Genomic DNA, 16,283 nt, shown 5'->3' with positions numbered 1-16,283 from the left:
GTCAGTGGGGGGTCGTACGGTGGATCCCATGCGGCCCGTTTCCAACATCGAACGCACGGTGGCGCCCTTCGAGGTCGTCAGCCCCTACCAGCCCAGCGGCGACCAGCCGGCGGCCATCGCCGAGCTGGCCAAGCGCATCGAGGCCGGTGAGAAGGACGTCGTCCTGCTGGGCGCGACCGGCACCGGCAAGTCCGCCACCACCGCGTGGATGATCGAGAAGCTCCAGCGCCCCACTCTCGTGATGGCGCCGAACAAGACCCTGGCCGCCCAGCTGGCGAACGAGTTCCGTGAACTGCTGCCCAACAACGCGGTCGAGTACTTCGTCTCGTACTACGACTACTACCAGCCCGAGGCGTACGTCCCGCAGTCGGACACCTACATCGAGAAGGACTCCTCGATCAACGAGGAGGTCGAGCGGCTGCGCCACTCCGCGACCAACTCGCTGCTGACCCGCCGCGACGTCGTGGTGGTCGCCTCCGTCTCCTGCATCTACGGCCTCGGTACACCCCAGGAGTACGTGGACCGCATGGTCCCCCTGAGGGTCGGGGAAGAGATGGACCGGGACCAGCTGCTGCGCCGCTTCGTGGACATCCAGTACACGCGCAACGACCTGGCCTTCACCCGGGGCACCTTCCGCGTCCGCGGCGACACCATCGAGATCTTCCCGGTCTACGAGGAGCTCGCGGTCCGCATCGAGATGTTCGGCGACGAGATCGAGGCACTCTCCACCCTGCACCCGATCACCGGCGAGATCATCAGCGACGACGAGCAGCTGTACGTCTTCCCCGCCTCCCACTACGTCGCCGGGCCCGAGCGCATGGAGCGGGCCATCAACGACATCGAGAAGGAACTCGGCGAGCGCCTGGCCGAGCTGGAGAAGCAGGGCAAGCTCCTGGAGGCGCAGCGCCTGCGGATGCGGACGACGTACGACCTCGAGATGCTCCGCCAGATCGGCTCCTGCTCCGGCGTCGAGAACTACTCGATGCACTTCGACGGCCGCTCGCCCGGCTCCCCGCCCAACACCCTGCTGGACTACTTCCCGGACGACTTCCTCCTGGTCATCGACGAGTCGCACAACACGGTCCCGCAGATCGGCGCCATGTACGAGGGCGACGCCTCCCGCAAGCGCACCCTCGTCGACCACGGCTTCCGCCTGCCCTCAGCCCTCGACAACCGCCCGCTGAAGTGGGAGGAGTTCCAGGAGCGCATCGGGCAGACGGTGTATCTGTCGGCCACCCCGGGCAAGTACGAGCTCTCGCGCGCGGACGGCGTCGTCGAGCAGATCATCCGCCCCACCGGCCTCGTCGACCCGGAGGTCGTCGTCAAGCCCACCGAGGGCCAGATCGACGACCTGGTGCACGAGATCCGCACCCGCACCGAGAAGGACGAGCGCGTCCTGGTCACCACCCTCACCAAGAAGATGGCCGAGGACCTCACCGACTACTTCCTGGAGCTCGGCATCCAGGTGCGCTACCTGCACAGCGACGTGGACACCCTGCGCCGCGTCGAGCTGCTGCGCGAGCTGCGCTCCGGTGAGTTCGACGTGCTGGTCGGCATCAACCTCCTGCGTGAGGGTCTCGACCTGCCCGAGGTGTCCCTGGTGGCGATCCTCGACGCCGACAAGGAGGGCTTCCTGCGCTCGGGCACCTCCCTGATCCAGACCATCGGCCGCGCGGCACGCAATGTCTCCGGCCAGGTCCACATGTACGCCGACAAGATCACCCCGGCGATGGAGAAGGCCATCGAGGAGACCAACCGGCGCCGTGAGAAGCAGGTCGCGTACAACAAGGAGCGGGGCATCGACCCGCAGCCGCTGCGCAAGAAGATCAACGACATCGTGGCTCAGATCGCCCGCGAGGACATCGATACCGAACAGCTGCTCGGCTCGGGTTACCGCAAGTCGAAGGACGGCAAGGGCGCCAAGGCACCCGTGCCCGCCCTCGGCGGCAAGGCTGCCGCCGGTACCAAGAAGGCCAAGGGCAAGGCCAAGGAGACCGTCCCGACCGACCGCCCGGCGGCCGAACTGGCCGAGCAGATCGAGGAGATGACGGCACGTATGCGCGCCGCGGCCGCGGACCTCCAGTTCGAGATCGCGGCCCGGCTGCGCGACGAGGTGTCCGAGATGAAGAAGGAGCTGCGTCAGATGAGGGAGGCGGGTCTGGCCTGACCCTCCCGGCAGCCGCCGGACCTCGGCACCTGCGCACTGTGTTGCAAGACCGACACAAAGTACGAGCCGGGGTTCGGCACTGTCGGTGCCGCTGCGTAGGGTTCTGGACAACCGCGGACTCCGCGGCAACAGGGGACAGTTCGAGAGGGGAACCAGCCGTGACCGTCAACATGACCAAGGGTCAGGCCATCAGTCTGCAGAAGAACGACGGGGGCAGCCTGACCGCGGTGCGCATGGGTCTCGGGTGGCAGGCGGCTCCCCGGCGCGGTCTGTTCGGCTCGCGCACCCGTGAGATCGACCTGGACGCCTCCGCCGTCCTGTTCGCGGACAAGCAGCCGGTCGACGTCGTCTTCTTCCGCCACCTCGTCAGCGACGACGGCTCGGTCCGCCACACCGGTGACAACCTCGTCGGCGGTGTCGGCCAAGGCGGCGACGACGAGGCGATCCTCGTGGACCTGGCGCGGGTCCCGGTCCACATCGACCAGATCGTCTTCACGGTGAACTCGTTCACCGGGCAGACCTTCCAGGAGGTGCAGAACGCGTTCTGCCGCCTGGTCGACGAGACCAACGGCCAGGAACTCGCGCGCTACACCCTCGCGGGCGGTGGCGCCTACACCGCCCAGATCATGGCCAAGGTGCACCGAGCCGGCGCCGGCTGGACGCTGACCGCTCTCGGCACCCCGGCCAACGGCCGTACCTTCCAGGACCTGATGCCGTCGATCCTGCCGCACCTGTAGGACCACCCGGCGACCGCACACGAGACGACGGCAGCGACACAGGGGGGACGAGGGCGATGACGGCCGAGCTGGTGCGGGGGCAGAACCACCTGCTCTCCCAGGTCCGTCTCGAGATCCGGGTCTCGGCCGGCACGCCGGTCGTCGCCTCGGCCACGCTCGGCGACGAGCACGGCAGGGCGCGCGGCGTGGAAGGGGTCGCCCACCCCGGCGCGCCCACCCTGCCCGGCCTGGAGGTGTCCCGGCAGGCGGCCGCCGACCACCGGCTCGCGGTCGACCTGGGTGCCATGCCCGAGGCCGTGCACCGCGTCCATGTGCTGCTCGCCCTCCCCGACGGGGGGCCGGCGAGCTTCGGTGCCGTCGCCGCCCCGTTCGTCGCCGTCACCGGCCTCGACGGCACCGAGGTCGCCAGCTACACGATCACCGGCCTGGACGCGGAGTCCGCCGTCGTCGCCGTGGAGCTGTACCGCCGGCAGGGCGCCTGGAAGGTGCGCGCCGTCGGCCAGGGGTACGCCGGCGGGCTCGCCGAACTCTTCAGCGATCAGGGCCTGCCCGAGCCGCAGCGGCTCGCGGCCCGCATCGACAAGGCGGTCAGCCAGAGCCTGGCCCGGGCGGTACCGGCACCCCCGCAGCACTCGGCGGACGGTGACCGTACCCGCCAGACGGCGGTGCCGGCCCCAGGCCCTGACCAGGCCGGAGCGTCCCACCGCGGCTCCGGCCCGGCCGCACCGCAGCAGCCGGCCAACCCGTACGGCGTCCCGGCACCCCCGACCGCTCCCTACGGCGCTCAGAGCACCACCGCGGGTGGCGCGCCGCAGCCCGGAATCCCGTCCATGGACCCCTCCGCGGCCACCCAGCCCGCCGCGCCCGGCGGTCCGATCGACTACAGCCACCCGGCCCGGCAGACCGCCGCGCCGCCGCCACCCCCGCCGACCGCGCCTCCTGCCGCTCCGGGACAGCCCGCCCAGCCGGTCGCGGGTGACGCCACCGGCTGGTCGATGGACGAGCGGCTGTACAACCAGATCTGGGGCATGTTCGAGGACCTGGCCCGCACCACGGCCGCGTACCGCAGCGCCGTGGACTTCGCCGACTCACGCATGGAGAAGGAGCTCGACCAGGCCCTGTCCGACCCGCGCAGCAGGATCGGCGGCCAGGGCGAGGCCGCCCGTGAGACGGCCCGCGCCAAGCACGCCGACCTGGTCGACCAGGCCCGGGCGGCCCTCGACCGCGATCTCGCCCAGCTGTCGGCCGAGTCCGACGTCGTCGAACCCGCGCTGCCGCCCGCCTACGCCCGCTGGGACAACCCGGTGTGGCACGCCTACCGGGTCCCGATGGAGATCCCGATGGCCCTGCGCCTGGGCGACCTATACCTCCCCGAGAGCGAGCTGCTGCGCATCCCGATGCTGGTACGGCTGCCCCTCGAACGCGGTCTGTGGATCGACGCGGGATTCACCGAGGCGTACGACGAGTCGTTCGCCGACGCCCATGAACTGCGCCACCGCGCGATGGAGACGGCGGTGGCACTGGCCGCCAGGCTGCTCGCGGTCTATCCGGCCGGCGAGTTCACCGTGCAGGTCATCGATCCGGCGGGGTCCGGATCCCGGGCGCTCGCGCCGCTGGTGCGGACCGGCGTCCTCCCCGCCCCGCCCGCCCAGGGTGCCGCGGGCGTGGCGGACGTCCTGACCCGGCTCACCCAGCGCGTCGACCTGATCCAGATGGCGGTGCGCGGTGGAGCGGCAGACTCCCTGCCGCCCGGCATGGATCCGGCCGAGCAGCTGCTGATCGTCAACGACTTCCCGCACGGCTTCGACGACCGGGCCGTGACCCAGCTGCGCTACCTCGCGGACGAGGGACCGGCGGTCGGCGTCCACCTGATGATGGTCGCGGACCGCGAGGACGCCCAGGCCTACGGGCCTTTGCTCGACCCCCTGTGGCGTTCGCTGCTGCGACTCACGCCCCTGCCCGACGATCACCTCGCCGACCCGTGGGTCGGCCACGCCTGGACCTATGAACCGGCGCTGGTGCCACCCGGCAGCGAGGTGCTGCAGCAGGTGCTCACCCTGGTCGCGGCAGCCCGCACCAAGTACACGTAAAGCGCTCTGATCAGCGAGTTTGGCCTTTCTTTTACCAGTCTCTTTACCTTTCCTTGGTGATTGGGGTACAGTTTTCCTCACGGAGGGGAGTACTCCCTATCTGCTGCGGCGTACCCGTCAGTACGGATCAACCAGATCCCGGGGCGTCGGCCCAGGGCCCGTGCCTGGGTGGAAGAGACCTCCGGTAGCGACGACGCTGACATTTGCCGTTACGTATGCCGGAGGCGCAGTGGATGTTTCCCCGACCCTGTGGGTCCTGACCATCGTGGGCCTTGCCGCCCTCATCGCGGTCGACTTCTTCATCGGCCGCAAGCCGCACGACGTCTCGATCAAGGAAGCCGGGATCTGGACGGTCGTCTGGATCGCCCTCGCCGGGCTCTTCGGACTCGGCCTGCTCGTCTTCGGCGACGGCCAGGCCGGCGGCGAGTTCTTCGCCGGCTTCATCACCGAGAAGTCGCTGAGCGTCGACAACCTCTTCGTCTTCGTCCTGATCATGGCGAAGTTCGCCGTGCCCTCGCAGTACCAGCAGCGCGTCCTGCTCGTCGGTGTGCTCATAGCCCTGGTCCTCCGGGCGATCTTCATCGCCGCCGGCGCCGCGATCCTCGCCAGCTTCTCCTGGGTGTTCTACCTCTTCGGCGCCTTCCTGATCTGGACCGCCTGGAAGCTCATCCAGGAGGCCAGGGCCGACGAGGAGGACGAGGAGTTCGAGGAGAACAAGCTGCTCAAGGCCGCCGAGCGCAGGTTCGGTGTCGCCGACCGCTACCACGGCACAAAACTGTGGATCCAGCAGAACGGCAAGCGGGTCATGACCCCGATGCTGGTCGTGATGCTGGCGATCGGCACCACGGACGTCCTCTTCGCGCTCGACTCGATCCCCGCGATCTTCGGCCTGACCCAGGACCCGTACATCGTCTTCACCGCGAACGCCTTCGCGCTGATGGGCCTTCGCCAGCTGTACTTCCTCATCGGCGGTCTGCTGAAGAAGCTCGTGCACCTCAGCTACGGTCTGTCGATCATCCTGGGCTTCATCGGCGTCAAGCTGGTGCTGCACGCGCTGCACGAATCCGGCGTCCATGTCCCGGAGATCTCCATCCCCGTCTCCCTCGGCGTGATCTGTTCGGTCCTGATCGTCACCACGATCACGAGCCTGCGGGCGTCCAGGAAGCAGGCGGCGGCCGAGGCGGCGCAGTCGGAGAGCGAAGGCGCTCCGAAGGACAGCATCCAGGCCTGACCGCGACCGACGTAGGAACAACCAGCACCGGGAGCGCCGCACGATGAATTGCCGACCACCGCTCCCGGTGCTTCGTTGGGAGCCGAGCGTTCCCGCACCGGGAGCGCCGTGGCCGGGTGGAGGAATCCATGGACGCACCCGTCAAGTTCGTACAGATCGTCGACTTCGAGACCGAGCGCATCGAAGAGATGCGCAAGCTGTCCGAGGAGATGGACGAGCGGTTCGCGGGCCGCAGCGGCGGTCCCACGCACCGCCTCGTCCTCAAGGACAGGAACCAGCCGAACCGCTACCTCGTGGTGATCGAGTTCGACTCCTACGAGGAGGCCATGGCCACCAGCAACGCGCCCGAGACGGCCGAGTTCGCGCAGTGCATGGCCGCGCTGTGCACCCGGCCGCCGACCTTCACCGACTGCGATCTGGAAGGGATGACCGAGTTCAAGTGACAGGCACCAGGCCCCGCAACGCCGGAATGCGGGGCCTGTGCCCCTCTGCGAAGGTCGCTCCGTGATCGCTCGGTCCAGGTCGCTCACGACCCGGTGGACGCTCCTCGTACCGGTTCTCGCGGTCGTTCTGCTGGTCTTCACATGGGGGCGTGATCTGCCGGGCGCGGTGGTCGCGCTGGTCACGCTCGTTCTCGCGGGGGCCGTCCTGGCCGCTGTGCATCACGCGGAGGTGGTCGCCCACCGGGTCGGGGAGCCGTTCGGTTCCCTCGTTCTCGCCGTCGCCGTCACGATCATCGAGGTGGCGCTGATCGTCACGTTGATGGCGGACGGCGGCGACAAGAGTTCCACGCTGGCCAGGGACACGGTCTTCGCGGCCGTGATGATCACCTGCAACGGCATCGTCGGCCTCTGTCTCCTGGTCGCCTCCCTGCGACACGGCACGGCGGTGTTCAACCCCGAGGGCACCGGCGCCGCCCTCGCCACCGTGGCCACCCTGGCCACGCTCAGCCTGGTGCTGTCGACCTTCACCACCAGCAGACCCGGCCCGGAGTTCTCCGCCGTACAGCTGACCTTCGCCGCGATCTCCTCGCTGATCCTCTACGGCCTGTTCGTGACGACCCAGACCGTGCGGCACCGCGACTACTTCCTCCCCATCACCCGCCAGGGCGAGGTGATCAGCACCGACGACCACGCCGACGTCCCCTCTACGCGCACCGCCTGGATCGGCCTGGGTCTGCTCGGGCTCGCCCTGATCGGTGTGGTGGGCCTGGCCAAGGGGGTGTCGCCGACGATCGAGTCGGGCGTCGAGGCCGCGGGCCTGCACCATGCGGTCGTCGGTGTGATCATCGCCCTGCTGGTGCTGCTCCCCGAGACCATCGCCGCTCTGCGCTCCGCTCGTCGCGACCGCGTCCAGACCAGCCTGAACCTGGCGCTCGGCTCCGCCATGGCCAGCATCGGACTGACCATCCCGGCGGTCGCCCTGGCCTCGGTCTGGCTCTCCGGCCCGCTCGTCCTCGGCCTCGGCGCCACACACATGGTGCTGCTGGCCCTGACGGTGGTGGTCAGCTCGCTGACGGTCGTACCGGGCCGCGCCACACCACTGCAGGGCGGGGTGCATCTCGTGCTGTTCGCGGCCTACCTGGAGCTGGCGATCAACCCGTAGGCCGCCGCGTGATAGACCGGTCCGAGCAGCCCACCCTCACCGGACCGGAGGAACCGTGACCCGTACCCTGGCCAACGCCCCGATCATGATCCTCAACGGGCCCAACCTGAACCTCCTCGGCCAGCGCCAGCCGGAGATCTACGGCAAGGACACCCTGGCCGACGTGGAGGCGCTGTGCGCCAAGGCGGCCGCCGCGCACGGCGGCACGGTGGACTTCCGGCAGTCCAACCACGAGGGCGAGCTGGTGGACTGGATCCACGAGGCGCGGCTGAACCACTGCGGGATCGTGATCAACCCGGGTGCCTACTCCCACACGTCGGTCGCGATCCTGGACGCCCTCAACACCTGCGACGGGCTGCCCGTCCTCGAGGTCCACATCTCCAACATCCACCAGCGCGAGTCCTTCCGGCACCACTCGTACGTCTCGCTGCGCGCCGACGGCGTCATCGCGGGATGCGGTGTGCAGGGCTATGTGTTCGGCGTCGAGCGGGTGGTGGCGCTGGTGGGGGCGGCGCAGGCCGAGGCCTGAGGTCGGCCTGCGTACGCGCCCGGTCTTCCGCCTGTGCAGGGCCCGGCCTGCGTAGGGCGCGGACCCGGCCGTCCGCTTGTAAGGCCCGGCCGCCATTGCGCGCGCCCCTTACAACCGCCCCGCCTCCACGATCCGCTTCAGGAAGCGCCGCGTGCGCTCCTCCTGCGGATCGCCGAAGATCTGCTCGGCGGTTCCGCGCTCCAGGACCACGCCCGAGTCCAGAAAACAAACCTGGTCGGCGACATCCCGCGCGAAGCCCATCTCGTGCGTGGCCAGCACCATGGTCATGCCGTCGTCCTTGAGGTCGCGGACGACGGTGAGGACCTCGCCGACGAGCTCCGGGTCGAGCGCGGCCGTGATCTCGTCGAACAGGAGCAGCCGAGGGCGAACGGCGAGGGCGCGCACGATCGCCACACGCTGCTGCTGGCCGCCGCTCAGCCGGTCCGGGTACTCGCTCGCCTTCCCGCCCAGCCCGAGCCGCTCCAGCAGCTCCCTGGCCCGCTCCTCGGCCTCCGCTCGGGACACGCCGTGCACCCGCCGCGGAGCGAGGGTGATGTTGTCCAGCACCGTCATGTGCGGAAAGAGGTTGTACGCCTGGAAGACCACGCCGATACGGCGCCGTACCGCGTCCTGGTCCACGCGCGGATCGGTGATCTCCTCGTCGTCCAGCCAGATCGCGCCGTCGTCGATCTCCTCCAGGAGGTTGGCGCACCGCAGCAGCGTCGACTTGCCGGAGCCGGACGCGCCGATCAGTGCGGTCACCGTGTGCGGAGCGACCTCCAGATCGACGTCCCGCAGCACCACCGTGCCGCCGAACGTCTTGCGCACGGACTCCATGCGCAGCACGGGTGCGTCGCTCATATCGCTCCTCCCTGGGCCCGCCGCCGGTCCATCCGCGCCGTCACCCAGTCCGTGAACCGGGTCATCGGAATGGTCAGTGCCACGAAGACCAGGCCGGCCACGATGTACGGCGTGTAGTTCAGGCTCCGCTGGGCGATGATGTCGGACGCCCGCACCGCGTCGATGGCACCGCCGATCGACACGAGCCCGGTGTCCTTCTGGAGGGACACGAGGTCGTTCAGCAGGGGCGGTACCTGACGGCGCACGGCCTGCGGCAGCACCACGTGGCGCAGCGACTGCCGGTTGGTCAGGCCGAGCGAGCGGGCCGCGGCGCGCTGCGAGGGGTGTACGGACTCGATGCCGGCGCGGAACACCTCGGCGACGTAGGCCGCGTAGGTCAGGGTCAGCGCCGTACCGCCGAGCCACACGGGATCGACGGTCACACCCTGGAGGCGCAGGGCGGGCACACCAAAGACGACGATCATCAGGTTGATGATCAGCGGCAGTCCGCGGAAGAAGTCCGTGTAGGCGGCCGCGAGTGCCCGCAACGGGAAGAACACCGGTCCGGGCAGGGTGCGCGCGACGGCGATCAGCATGCCCAGCAGGAGCACCAGGACACCGCAGATCAGCAGCAGCCGGATGTTCAGCCAGAGCCCTTCCAGGACCTTGGGGAACGCCTCGCGCGCGTAGCCCGCGTCGAAGAAGGTCTCCTTGGTGCGCTCCCAGCCCGGGGCACTGACGACGACCAGGTAGAGGACGACAGCGGTGACGAGGGTCGACACGGCGGCGATGGCCGTTGCGCGACGGGCACGCGCGCGCTTGTAGCGCTGGCGCTCCAGCCGCCGTTCGGACGGAACGTACGCGTCGGGCATGTCACCCTTGCCCGCGTCCTCCCCGGACTCCTCCTTGACGACCGTCACTTGAGCACCGGCGCGTCGACGGCGTCGGACAGCCACTGCTTCTCCAGCTTCGCCAGGGTGCCGTCCTTACGGAGGGCGTCCACGGCCGACGACACGCAGGAGGTGAGGGCGCTGCCCTTGTCGAGGACGAGCCCGAACTGTTCGGGTGTGCCGCCCTGGTTCTCGAACTGGCCGACGATCTTGGCATTGGTCACCTGGGCGGCGGTGACGTAGAAGGCGGTCGGCAGGTCGGTGACGATCGCGTCCACCTGACCGTTCTTGAGGGCGGAGATCGCCTGGTCGTTCTTGGAGTAGGCGGCCGCCTCCTGCGACGGCTTCACCACGTCGCTGATGTAGTTCAGGCTCGTCGTGCCGACCTGCGCGCCCAGCTTGAGCTTCTTCAGGTCCGCGATGCCGGTCGCCTTCGCGGCCTTGGAACCCTTGAGCGCGATGACGGCCTGGCGCACGTCGTAGTAGCCGGAGGAGAAGTCAACGGCCTTCTTGCGCTCGGCGCTGATCGACACCTGGTTGATGTCGAAGTCGAAGGTCTTCACGCCGGGCGCGAAGGCCTTGTTGAACGGAACGCTCTGCCAGACGACGGCGCTCTTGTCGTAACCGAGCTGCTGTGCGACGGCGTAGGCGACCGCCGACTCGAAGCCCTTGCCGTTGGCGGGCTTGTCGTCCTTGAACCAGGGCTCGTACGCCGGTTCGTCGGTGGCGATCGTCAGCTTGCCGGAGGCCTTGGTGGCCAGTTCGCCCTTGGCGCAGGTGGTGCCGGTCGAACCGGACGGCGAGGCAGCCGCCTTCTCCTCCGGCTGCGGAGCGCAGCCGACGGCGGTGGCGAGCAGGGCTATCGATGCCGCGGCTACGGCGCGGCGCAGGGCGCGAGGGGCGAGGTGCATGGCGGGAGATTGACAGTCGATCGCCCGTTTGTCGAGGTCACGACCGCAATTGTCCGCATAGTGGGAACGAGCGTTGCGGTTCTGTGAACAGTTCCCGGGCAGAGGCCGGGGCCGCCGGCCGAGGGCGGGGATTCGAAAGACCGGCGGCCCGTACCGCGCAGGAGCCGTCATCCTGTGCGGGGCTGCCTCCAGTTGACTGCGCAACGAAGTGCGCCGGGAGCGCGCGCATGACACCGGCGCGTGCGAACGGTTCACACGGGGCGCGCGTCATCGGGAGTGCGCCGCGCGGGCGTTGGGAGTTCGCGCCGGGGATGTGACGCATCCGGCGCTCCGTGCGCTGTAGGGGTGACTCCCATGGGTCACCGGCCCGCCCTCACGAGGCGGCAAGCGGGCCGAGATGTGCGGGGGCGGCGGGTCGTGGCGGCCGGCCGCCCCTGCGCGACGTCCCCGGCGGCCACCGGCCCGCCGTACCGGAAGAGTTCACCACCCGCGCGCGTGCCACTCCGGCAGGTGCGGGCGCTCCGCCCCCAGGGTGGTGTCGTTGCCATGGCCCGGATAGACCCAGGTCTCGTCCGGGAGCACGTCGAAGATCTTCGTCTCGACGTCGTGGATGAGACTGGCGAACGCCTCCGGATCCTTGCGGGTGTTGCCGACGCCGCCGGGGAAGAGGCAGTCGCCCGTGAAGACATGGGGATGTCCGTGCGGGTCGTCGTACACGAGGGCGATGGAGCCCGGGGTGTGCCCCACCAGGTGGCGCGCGGTGAGCGTCACTTGTCCCACCCGGATGGTGTCGCCGTCGTCGACGAGGACGTCGGTCGGGACGGGGATGCCGGTGGCGTCGTCCCGGCCCGCGTACGTCCGGGCGCCGGTGGCCGAGACGACCCGGGCGAGGGCCTGCCAGTGGTCGCCGTGCTGGTGCGTGGTGACGACGGAGGCGATGCCGTCGTCACCGATCATGCCCAGCAGGGTGTCCGCGTCGTTGGCCGCGTCGATCAGCAACTGCTCGTCCGTGGCCCGGCAGCGCAGCAGATAGGCGTTGTTGTCCATCGGGCCGACCGCGATCTTGGTGATCATCAGGTCCTTGAGCTCGTGAACGTCCGCCGGGCCGCCGACCTTCACCTGTCCGCTGTACGTCATGGCGGTCAGCCTATAGCGGCGGAGCGCACCCGGGTCCCCGCCGAGGCCCCGTCGCTCACGGTACGGCCTCGGCGGGGACCTGCCGCCGCGCTACAGGGGCGGGAGCTTCGGCAGCTCGCCGCCCTCCGTGATCAGGCCCGAGCCGTCGCGACGCCCCGCCAGCCAGCCCAGCAGGTCCGGTGCCGGACCGGTGACGGTGACCTCCGGGCCCTCGGCCTCCCGGCCCGTCCGCCACGCGCGTGTGCCGTCGGTCAGCCGGGTGGCCGCCACGTCCGGGTGGCCGGAGAAGCGCTCGGCGAGGAAGTCGATCTCCCGCTCCACGAATTCTTCGGGCAGGTCCTCCAGCTCGTACCCGATGCCGAGGTCGACGTGGTGCAGCTCCACCTCGGCCCAGCGCCGGAACGGTACCCGGGACGCCGAGTCGGTAACCCCGTTGCGCAGCTCCACCGTGCGCGACCAGTCCGCCGGCACGGTCCCCGCGGCCTGGAACCGGGCCGCGCTCTCCCGCAGGTCGGCGAGGTGCGCGTCGAGGGGGCGCGGGGCGTCCCGCTCGATGTCGGCGTCGCGGGCGTCCGCGGAGGGGTACATGGGCCGGCCCTCCAGGACGTTCACGAGGGCGTCCGCGTTGCGGGCGAGATGGGCGAGGACGTGGCCGCGGCTCCAGCCGGGAAGCCGTGACGGCTCGGCGGCCGACGCGTTGTCCATGCCGGCCGCTGCGGTGAGCAGCCGTTCCGTCGCGTCACGTACAGACGCCAGGTCATGACCGTGATCAATCATGGTGCTGACCCTAGCCCTGCCACACCTTTGGGTGAAGGTGGTGAAGCCGTGCCGTAAATCGAATGCGCGTGCTATATGGTCGGGAGTGGCGTCGGGCATGCTGGAGTGCCGGGGATTGTTATGCATCCGGGAATCCGACCGGCGTTGTCAGTGGCTCCCCCTAGTCTGAAGAAGCACGGGGGCCTCGCCCCTGTCACTTCTCTCAAGAAAGGTGCGGACCGGCGTGGCCGACCGTCTCATCGTCCGTGGCGCGCGCGAGCACAACCTGAAGAATGTCTCGCTCGACCTGCCGCGCGACTCGCTCATCGTCTTCACGGGCCTGTCGGGGTCGGGCAAGTCCTCGCTGGCCTTCGACACCATCTTCGCCGAGGGGCAGCGGCGCTACGTGGAGTCGCTCTCCTCGTACGCCCGCCAGTTCCTCGGCCAGATGGACAAGCCGGATGTCGACTTCATCGAGGGCCTGTCCCCGGCCGTCTCCATCGACCAGAAGTCGACCTCGCGCAACCCGCGCTCGACGGTCGGCACCATCACCGAGGTCTACGACTACCTGCGTCTGCTCTTCGCGCGCATCGGCAAGCCGCACTGTCCCGAGTGCGGCCGCCCGATCTCCCGCCAGTCGCCGCAGGCCATCGTGGACAGGGTCCTGGAGCTGCCGGAGGGCAGCCGCTTCCAGGTGCTCTCCCCGCTGGTGCGGGAGCGCAAGGGTGAGTTCGTCGACCTCTTCGCCGACCTGCAGACCAAGGGCTACTCCCGCGCGCGGGTCGACGGCGAGACCATCCAGCTCTCCAGCCCGCCCACGCTCAAGAAGCAGGAGAAGCACACCATCGAGGTGGTCGTCGACCGCCTGACGGTGAAGGACTCCGCCAAGCGCCGGCTCACCGACTCCGTGGAGACGGCCCTGGGCCTGTCCGGCGGCATGGTCGTGCTCGACTTCGTCGACCTCCCCGAGGACGACCCCGAGCGCGAGCGCATGTTCTCGGAGCACCTGTACTGCCCGTACGACGACCTGTCCTTCGAGGAGCTGGAGCCCCGCTCCTTCTCCTTCAACTCGCCCTTCGGCGCCTGCCCCGAGTGCACCGGCATCGGCACGCGCATGGAGGTCGACCCCGAGCTGATCGTCCCCGACGAGGACAAGTCCCTCGACGAGGGCGCCATCCACCCCTGGTCGCACGGGCACACCAAGGACTACTTCGGCCGTCTGATCGGCGCCCTCGCGGACGCGCTCGGCTTCCGGACCGACATCCCCTTCGCGGGCCTGCCCCAGCGCGCCAAGAAGGCCCTGCTCTACGGCCACAAGACACAGATCGAGGTCCGCTACCGCAACAGGTACGGCCGCGAGCGCGTGTACACCACGCCCTTCGAGGGCGCCGTCCCCTTCGTGAAGCGCCGGCACAGCGAGGCCGAGAGCGACGCCAGCCGTGAGCGCTTCGAGGGCTACATGCGCGAGGTGCCCTGCCCCAGCTGTGAGGGCACGCGTCTGAAGCCGATCGTCCTCGCGGTCACCATTATGGAGAAGTCGATCGCCGAGGTCTCCGCGATGTCCATCAGTGACTGCGCGGACTTCCTGGGCGAGCTCAAGCTCAGCGCCCGCGACAAGAAGATCGCCGAGCGGGTGCTGAAGGAGGTCAACGAGCGGTTGCGCTTCCTGGTCGACGTCGGCCTGGACTACCTCTCGCTGAACCGCGCGGCCGGCACCCTCTCCGGCGGCGAGGCCCAGCGCATTCGCCTGGCCACCCAGATCGGCTCCGGTCTGGTCGGTGTGCTGTACGTGTTGGACGAGCCGTCCATCGGCCTGCACCAGCGTGACAACCACCGGCTGATCGAGACCCTGGTCCGGCTGCGTGACATGGGCAACACGCTCATCGTCGTCGAGCACGACGAGGACACCATCAAGGTCGCCGACTGGGTCGTCGACATCGGCCCCGGCGCCGGCGAGCACGGCGGCAAGGTCGTGCACAGCGGCTCCCTGAAGGAGCTGCTCGCCAACCCCGAGTCGCAGACCGGCCAGTACCTGTCCGGCAAGAAGGCGATCCCGGTCCCCGACATCCGGCGCCCGCAGGACCCGTCCCGCCGGCTCACCGTGCACGGTGCCCGCGAGAACAACCTGCAGGACATCGACGTGTCGTTCCCGCTGGGCGTCTTCACGGCCGTCACCGGCGTGTCCGGCTCCGGCAAGTCGACGCTGGTCAACGACATCCTGTACACGCACCTGGCCCGCGAGCTCAACGGCGCGCGCAGCGTCCCGGGGCGGCACACGCGGGTGGACGGCGACGACCTCGTCGACAAGGTCGTGCACGTCGACCAGTCGCCCATCGGCCGCACCCCGCGGTCCAACCCGGCGACGTACACCGGTGTCTTCGACCACATTCGCAAGCTGTTCGCCGAGACCACCGAGGCGAAGGTCCGCGGCTACCAGCCGGGCCGCTTCTCCTTCAACGTCAAGGGCGGCCGCTGCGAGAACTGTGCGGGTGACGGCACGATCAAGATCGAGATGAACTTCCTCCCGGACGTCTACGTCCCCTGCGAGGTCTGCCACGGCGCCCGCTACAACCGGGAGACGCTGGAGGTCCACTACAAGGGCAAGTCCATCTCCGAGGTCCTGAACATGCCGATCGAGGAGGCGATGAACTTCTTCGAGGCCGTTCCGGCGATCAACCGTCACCTCAAGACGCTGAACGACGTCGGACTCGGCTATGTCCGGCTCGGCCAGTCCGCGACCACGCTGTCCGGTGGTGAGGCGCAGCGCGTCAAGCTCGCCAGCGAGCTGCAGAAGCGCTCCACCGGCCGCACGGTCTACGTTCTCGACGAGCCGACCACCGGTCTGCACTTCGAGGACATCAGCAAGCTGCTGAAGGTCCTGGCCGGCCTGGTCGACAAGGGCAACACGGTCATCGTCATCGAGCACAACCTCGACGTGATCAAGACCGCCGACTGGGTCGTCGACATGGGTCCGGAGGGCGGCGCAGGCGGCGGACTCGTCGTCGCGGAGGGCACGCCCGAGGAGGTCGCCGGCGTTCCGGCCAGCCACACCGGCAAGTTCCTGCGCGAGATCCTCGGCGCAGACCGGATCAGCGACGCGGCCTCGGTACCGGCCCCGCGCAGGGCGGCGGCACGGAAGACGGTCGCGGCGAAGTCAGCGGCGAAGAAGACGGCGACAGCCGGCGCAGCCAACAACACGGCCGTGAAGAAGGCGGCCGGGGCGACCAAGAAGACGGCCCCGGCGAAGAAGACGACCCGGGCACGGAAGGCCTGAGCCCGGCCGCCCGACACGGCGGAGAAAATCCTGAAAAGTACGGCGCCCCGCGGGAACTCCCGGCGGGGCGCCGCTCGTTGCGAAAACAGCCGCGGGATTTCCGCGGCCATGCGGGA

General features: G+C 69.4%; 13 protein-coding genes. 8 read left to right on the top strand and 5 right to left on the bottom strand.

Annotation, left to right across the window (positions count from 1 at the left end; genetic code table 11):
- Window positions 1–28 precede the first annotated feature (28 nt).
- The 7 genes from uvrB (at window position 29) to aroQ (ending at window position 8,359) form a co-directional block, all read left to right on the top strand.
- Entirely contained in the window at window positions 29–2,167 is a 2,139-nt protein-coding gene (gene uvrB, locus ACWCQ1_RS06000) for an excinuclease ABC subunit UvrB (protein ID WP_451025938.1), read from the top strand.
- Between the two features lie 158 nt (window positions 2,168–2,325).
- Window positions 2,326–2,904: a TerD family protein gene (locus ACWCQ1_RS05995; RefSeq protein WP_133042700.1), complete on the top strand. Its 579-nt coding sequence runs from the start codon at window positions 2,326–2,328 to the stop codon at window positions 2,902–2,904.
- 56 nt (window positions 2,905–2,960) lie between these two features.
- Entirely contained in the window at window positions 2,961–4,994 is a 2,034-nt protein-coding gene (locus ACWCQ1_RS05990) for a TerD family protein (RefSeq protein WP_451025937.1), read from the top strand.
- 229 nt (window positions 4,995–5,223) lie between these two features.
- On the top strand, window positions 5,224–6,225 hold the full coding sequence (locus tag ACWCQ1_RS05985) for a TerC/Alx family metal homeostasis membrane protein (RefSeq protein ID WP_451025936.1): 1,002 nt from the start codon (window positions 5,224–5,226) through the stop codon (window positions 6,223–6,225).
- Window positions 6,226–6,353: 128 nt separating this feature from the next.
- Window positions 6,354–6,668 (top strand): DUF1330 domain-containing protein, encoded by a 315-nt coding sequence (locus tag ACWCQ1_RS05980; RefSeq protein WP_358594909.1) that lies wholly within the window; start codon window positions 6,354–6,356, stop codon window positions 6,666–6,668.
- 61 nt (window positions 6,669–6,729) lie between these two features.
- Window positions 6,730–7,830 (top strand): calcium:proton antiporter, encoded by a 1,101-nt coding sequence (locus tag ACWCQ1_RS05975; RefSeq protein ID WP_358594907.1) that lies wholly within the window; start codon window positions 6,730–6,732, stop codon window positions 7,828–7,830.
- Window positions 7,831–7,885: 55 nt separating this feature from the next.
- Window positions 7,886–8,359: a type II 3-dehydroquinate dehydratase gene (gene aroQ, locus ACWCQ1_RS05970; RefSeq protein ID WP_358594905.1), complete on the top strand. Its 474-nt coding sequence runs from the start codon at window positions 7,886–7,888 to the stop codon at window positions 8,357–8,359.
- 108 nt (window positions 8,360–8,467) lie between these two features.
- Here the strand turns inward: aroQ and ACWCQ1_RS05965 are convergent, their stop codons facing one another.
- The 5 genes from ACWCQ1_RS05965 to ACWCQ1_RS05945 all read right to left on the bottom strand — a co-directional run bounded on the left by ACWCQ1_RS05965 (window position 8,468) and on the right by ACWCQ1_RS05945 (window position 12,914).
- Window positions 8,468–9,220 carry an amino acid ABC transporter ATP-binding protein gene (locus tag ACWCQ1_RS05965; RefSeq protein ID WP_358594902.1) on the bottom strand — a complete coding sequence of 251 codons (753 nt, stop codon included), beginning with the start codon at window positions 9,218–9,220 and terminating at the stop codon, window positions 8,468–8,470.
- Window positions 9,217–10,119, bottom strand: a complete 903-nt coding sequence (locus ACWCQ1_RS05960) for an amino acid ABC transporter permease (protein ID WP_358594899.1) — start codon at window positions 10,117–10,119, stop codon at window positions 9,217–9,219. Before ACWCQ1_RS05960 ends, ACWCQ1_RS05965 begins: the two co-directional genes overlap by 4 nt.
- Window positions 10,116–11,000: an ABC transporter substrate-binding protein gene (locus ACWCQ1_RS05955; protein WP_133042693.1), complete on the bottom strand. Its 885-nt coding sequence runs from the start codon at window positions 10,998–11,000 to the stop codon at window positions 10,116–10,118. The genes ACWCQ1_RS05960 and ACWCQ1_RS05955 overlap by 4 nt, the downstream gene beginning before the upstream one ends.
- A 480-nt stretch (window positions 11,001–11,480) precedes the next feature.
- Window positions 11,481–12,137 carry an MBL fold metallo-hydrolase gene (locus tag ACWCQ1_RS05950; RefSeq protein WP_358594896.1) on the bottom strand — a complete coding sequence of 219 codons (657 nt, stop codon included), beginning with the start codon at window positions 12,135–12,137 and terminating at the stop codon, window positions 11,481–11,483.
- A 90-nt stretch (window positions 12,138–12,227) separates the two neighbouring features.
- On the bottom strand, window positions 12,228–12,914 hold the full coding sequence (locus tag ACWCQ1_RS05945; protein WP_358594893.1) for a maleylpyruvate isomerase family mycothiol-dependent enzyme: 687 nt from the start codon (window positions 12,912–12,914) through the stop codon (window positions 12,228–12,230).
- 223 nt (window positions 12,915–13,137) lie between these two features.
- Here ACWCQ1_RS05945 and uvrA point away from each other — a divergent pair, with 223 nt between their 5' ends.
- A complete protein-coding gene (uvrA, locus tag ACWCQ1_RS05940; protein WP_358594891.1) occupies window positions 13,138–16,167 on the top strand; it encodes an excinuclease ABC subunit UvrA in 3,030 nt (1,009 codons plus the stop codon).
- The last annotated feature ends 116 nt before the right edge of the window (window positions 16,168–16,283 follow it).

This window comes from Streptomyces sp. NPDC002144 (assembly GCF_053593695.1).
Note: the sequence above shows the minus strand (reverse complement) of the source record. Positions and strands in the feature narration are given on the sequence as shown.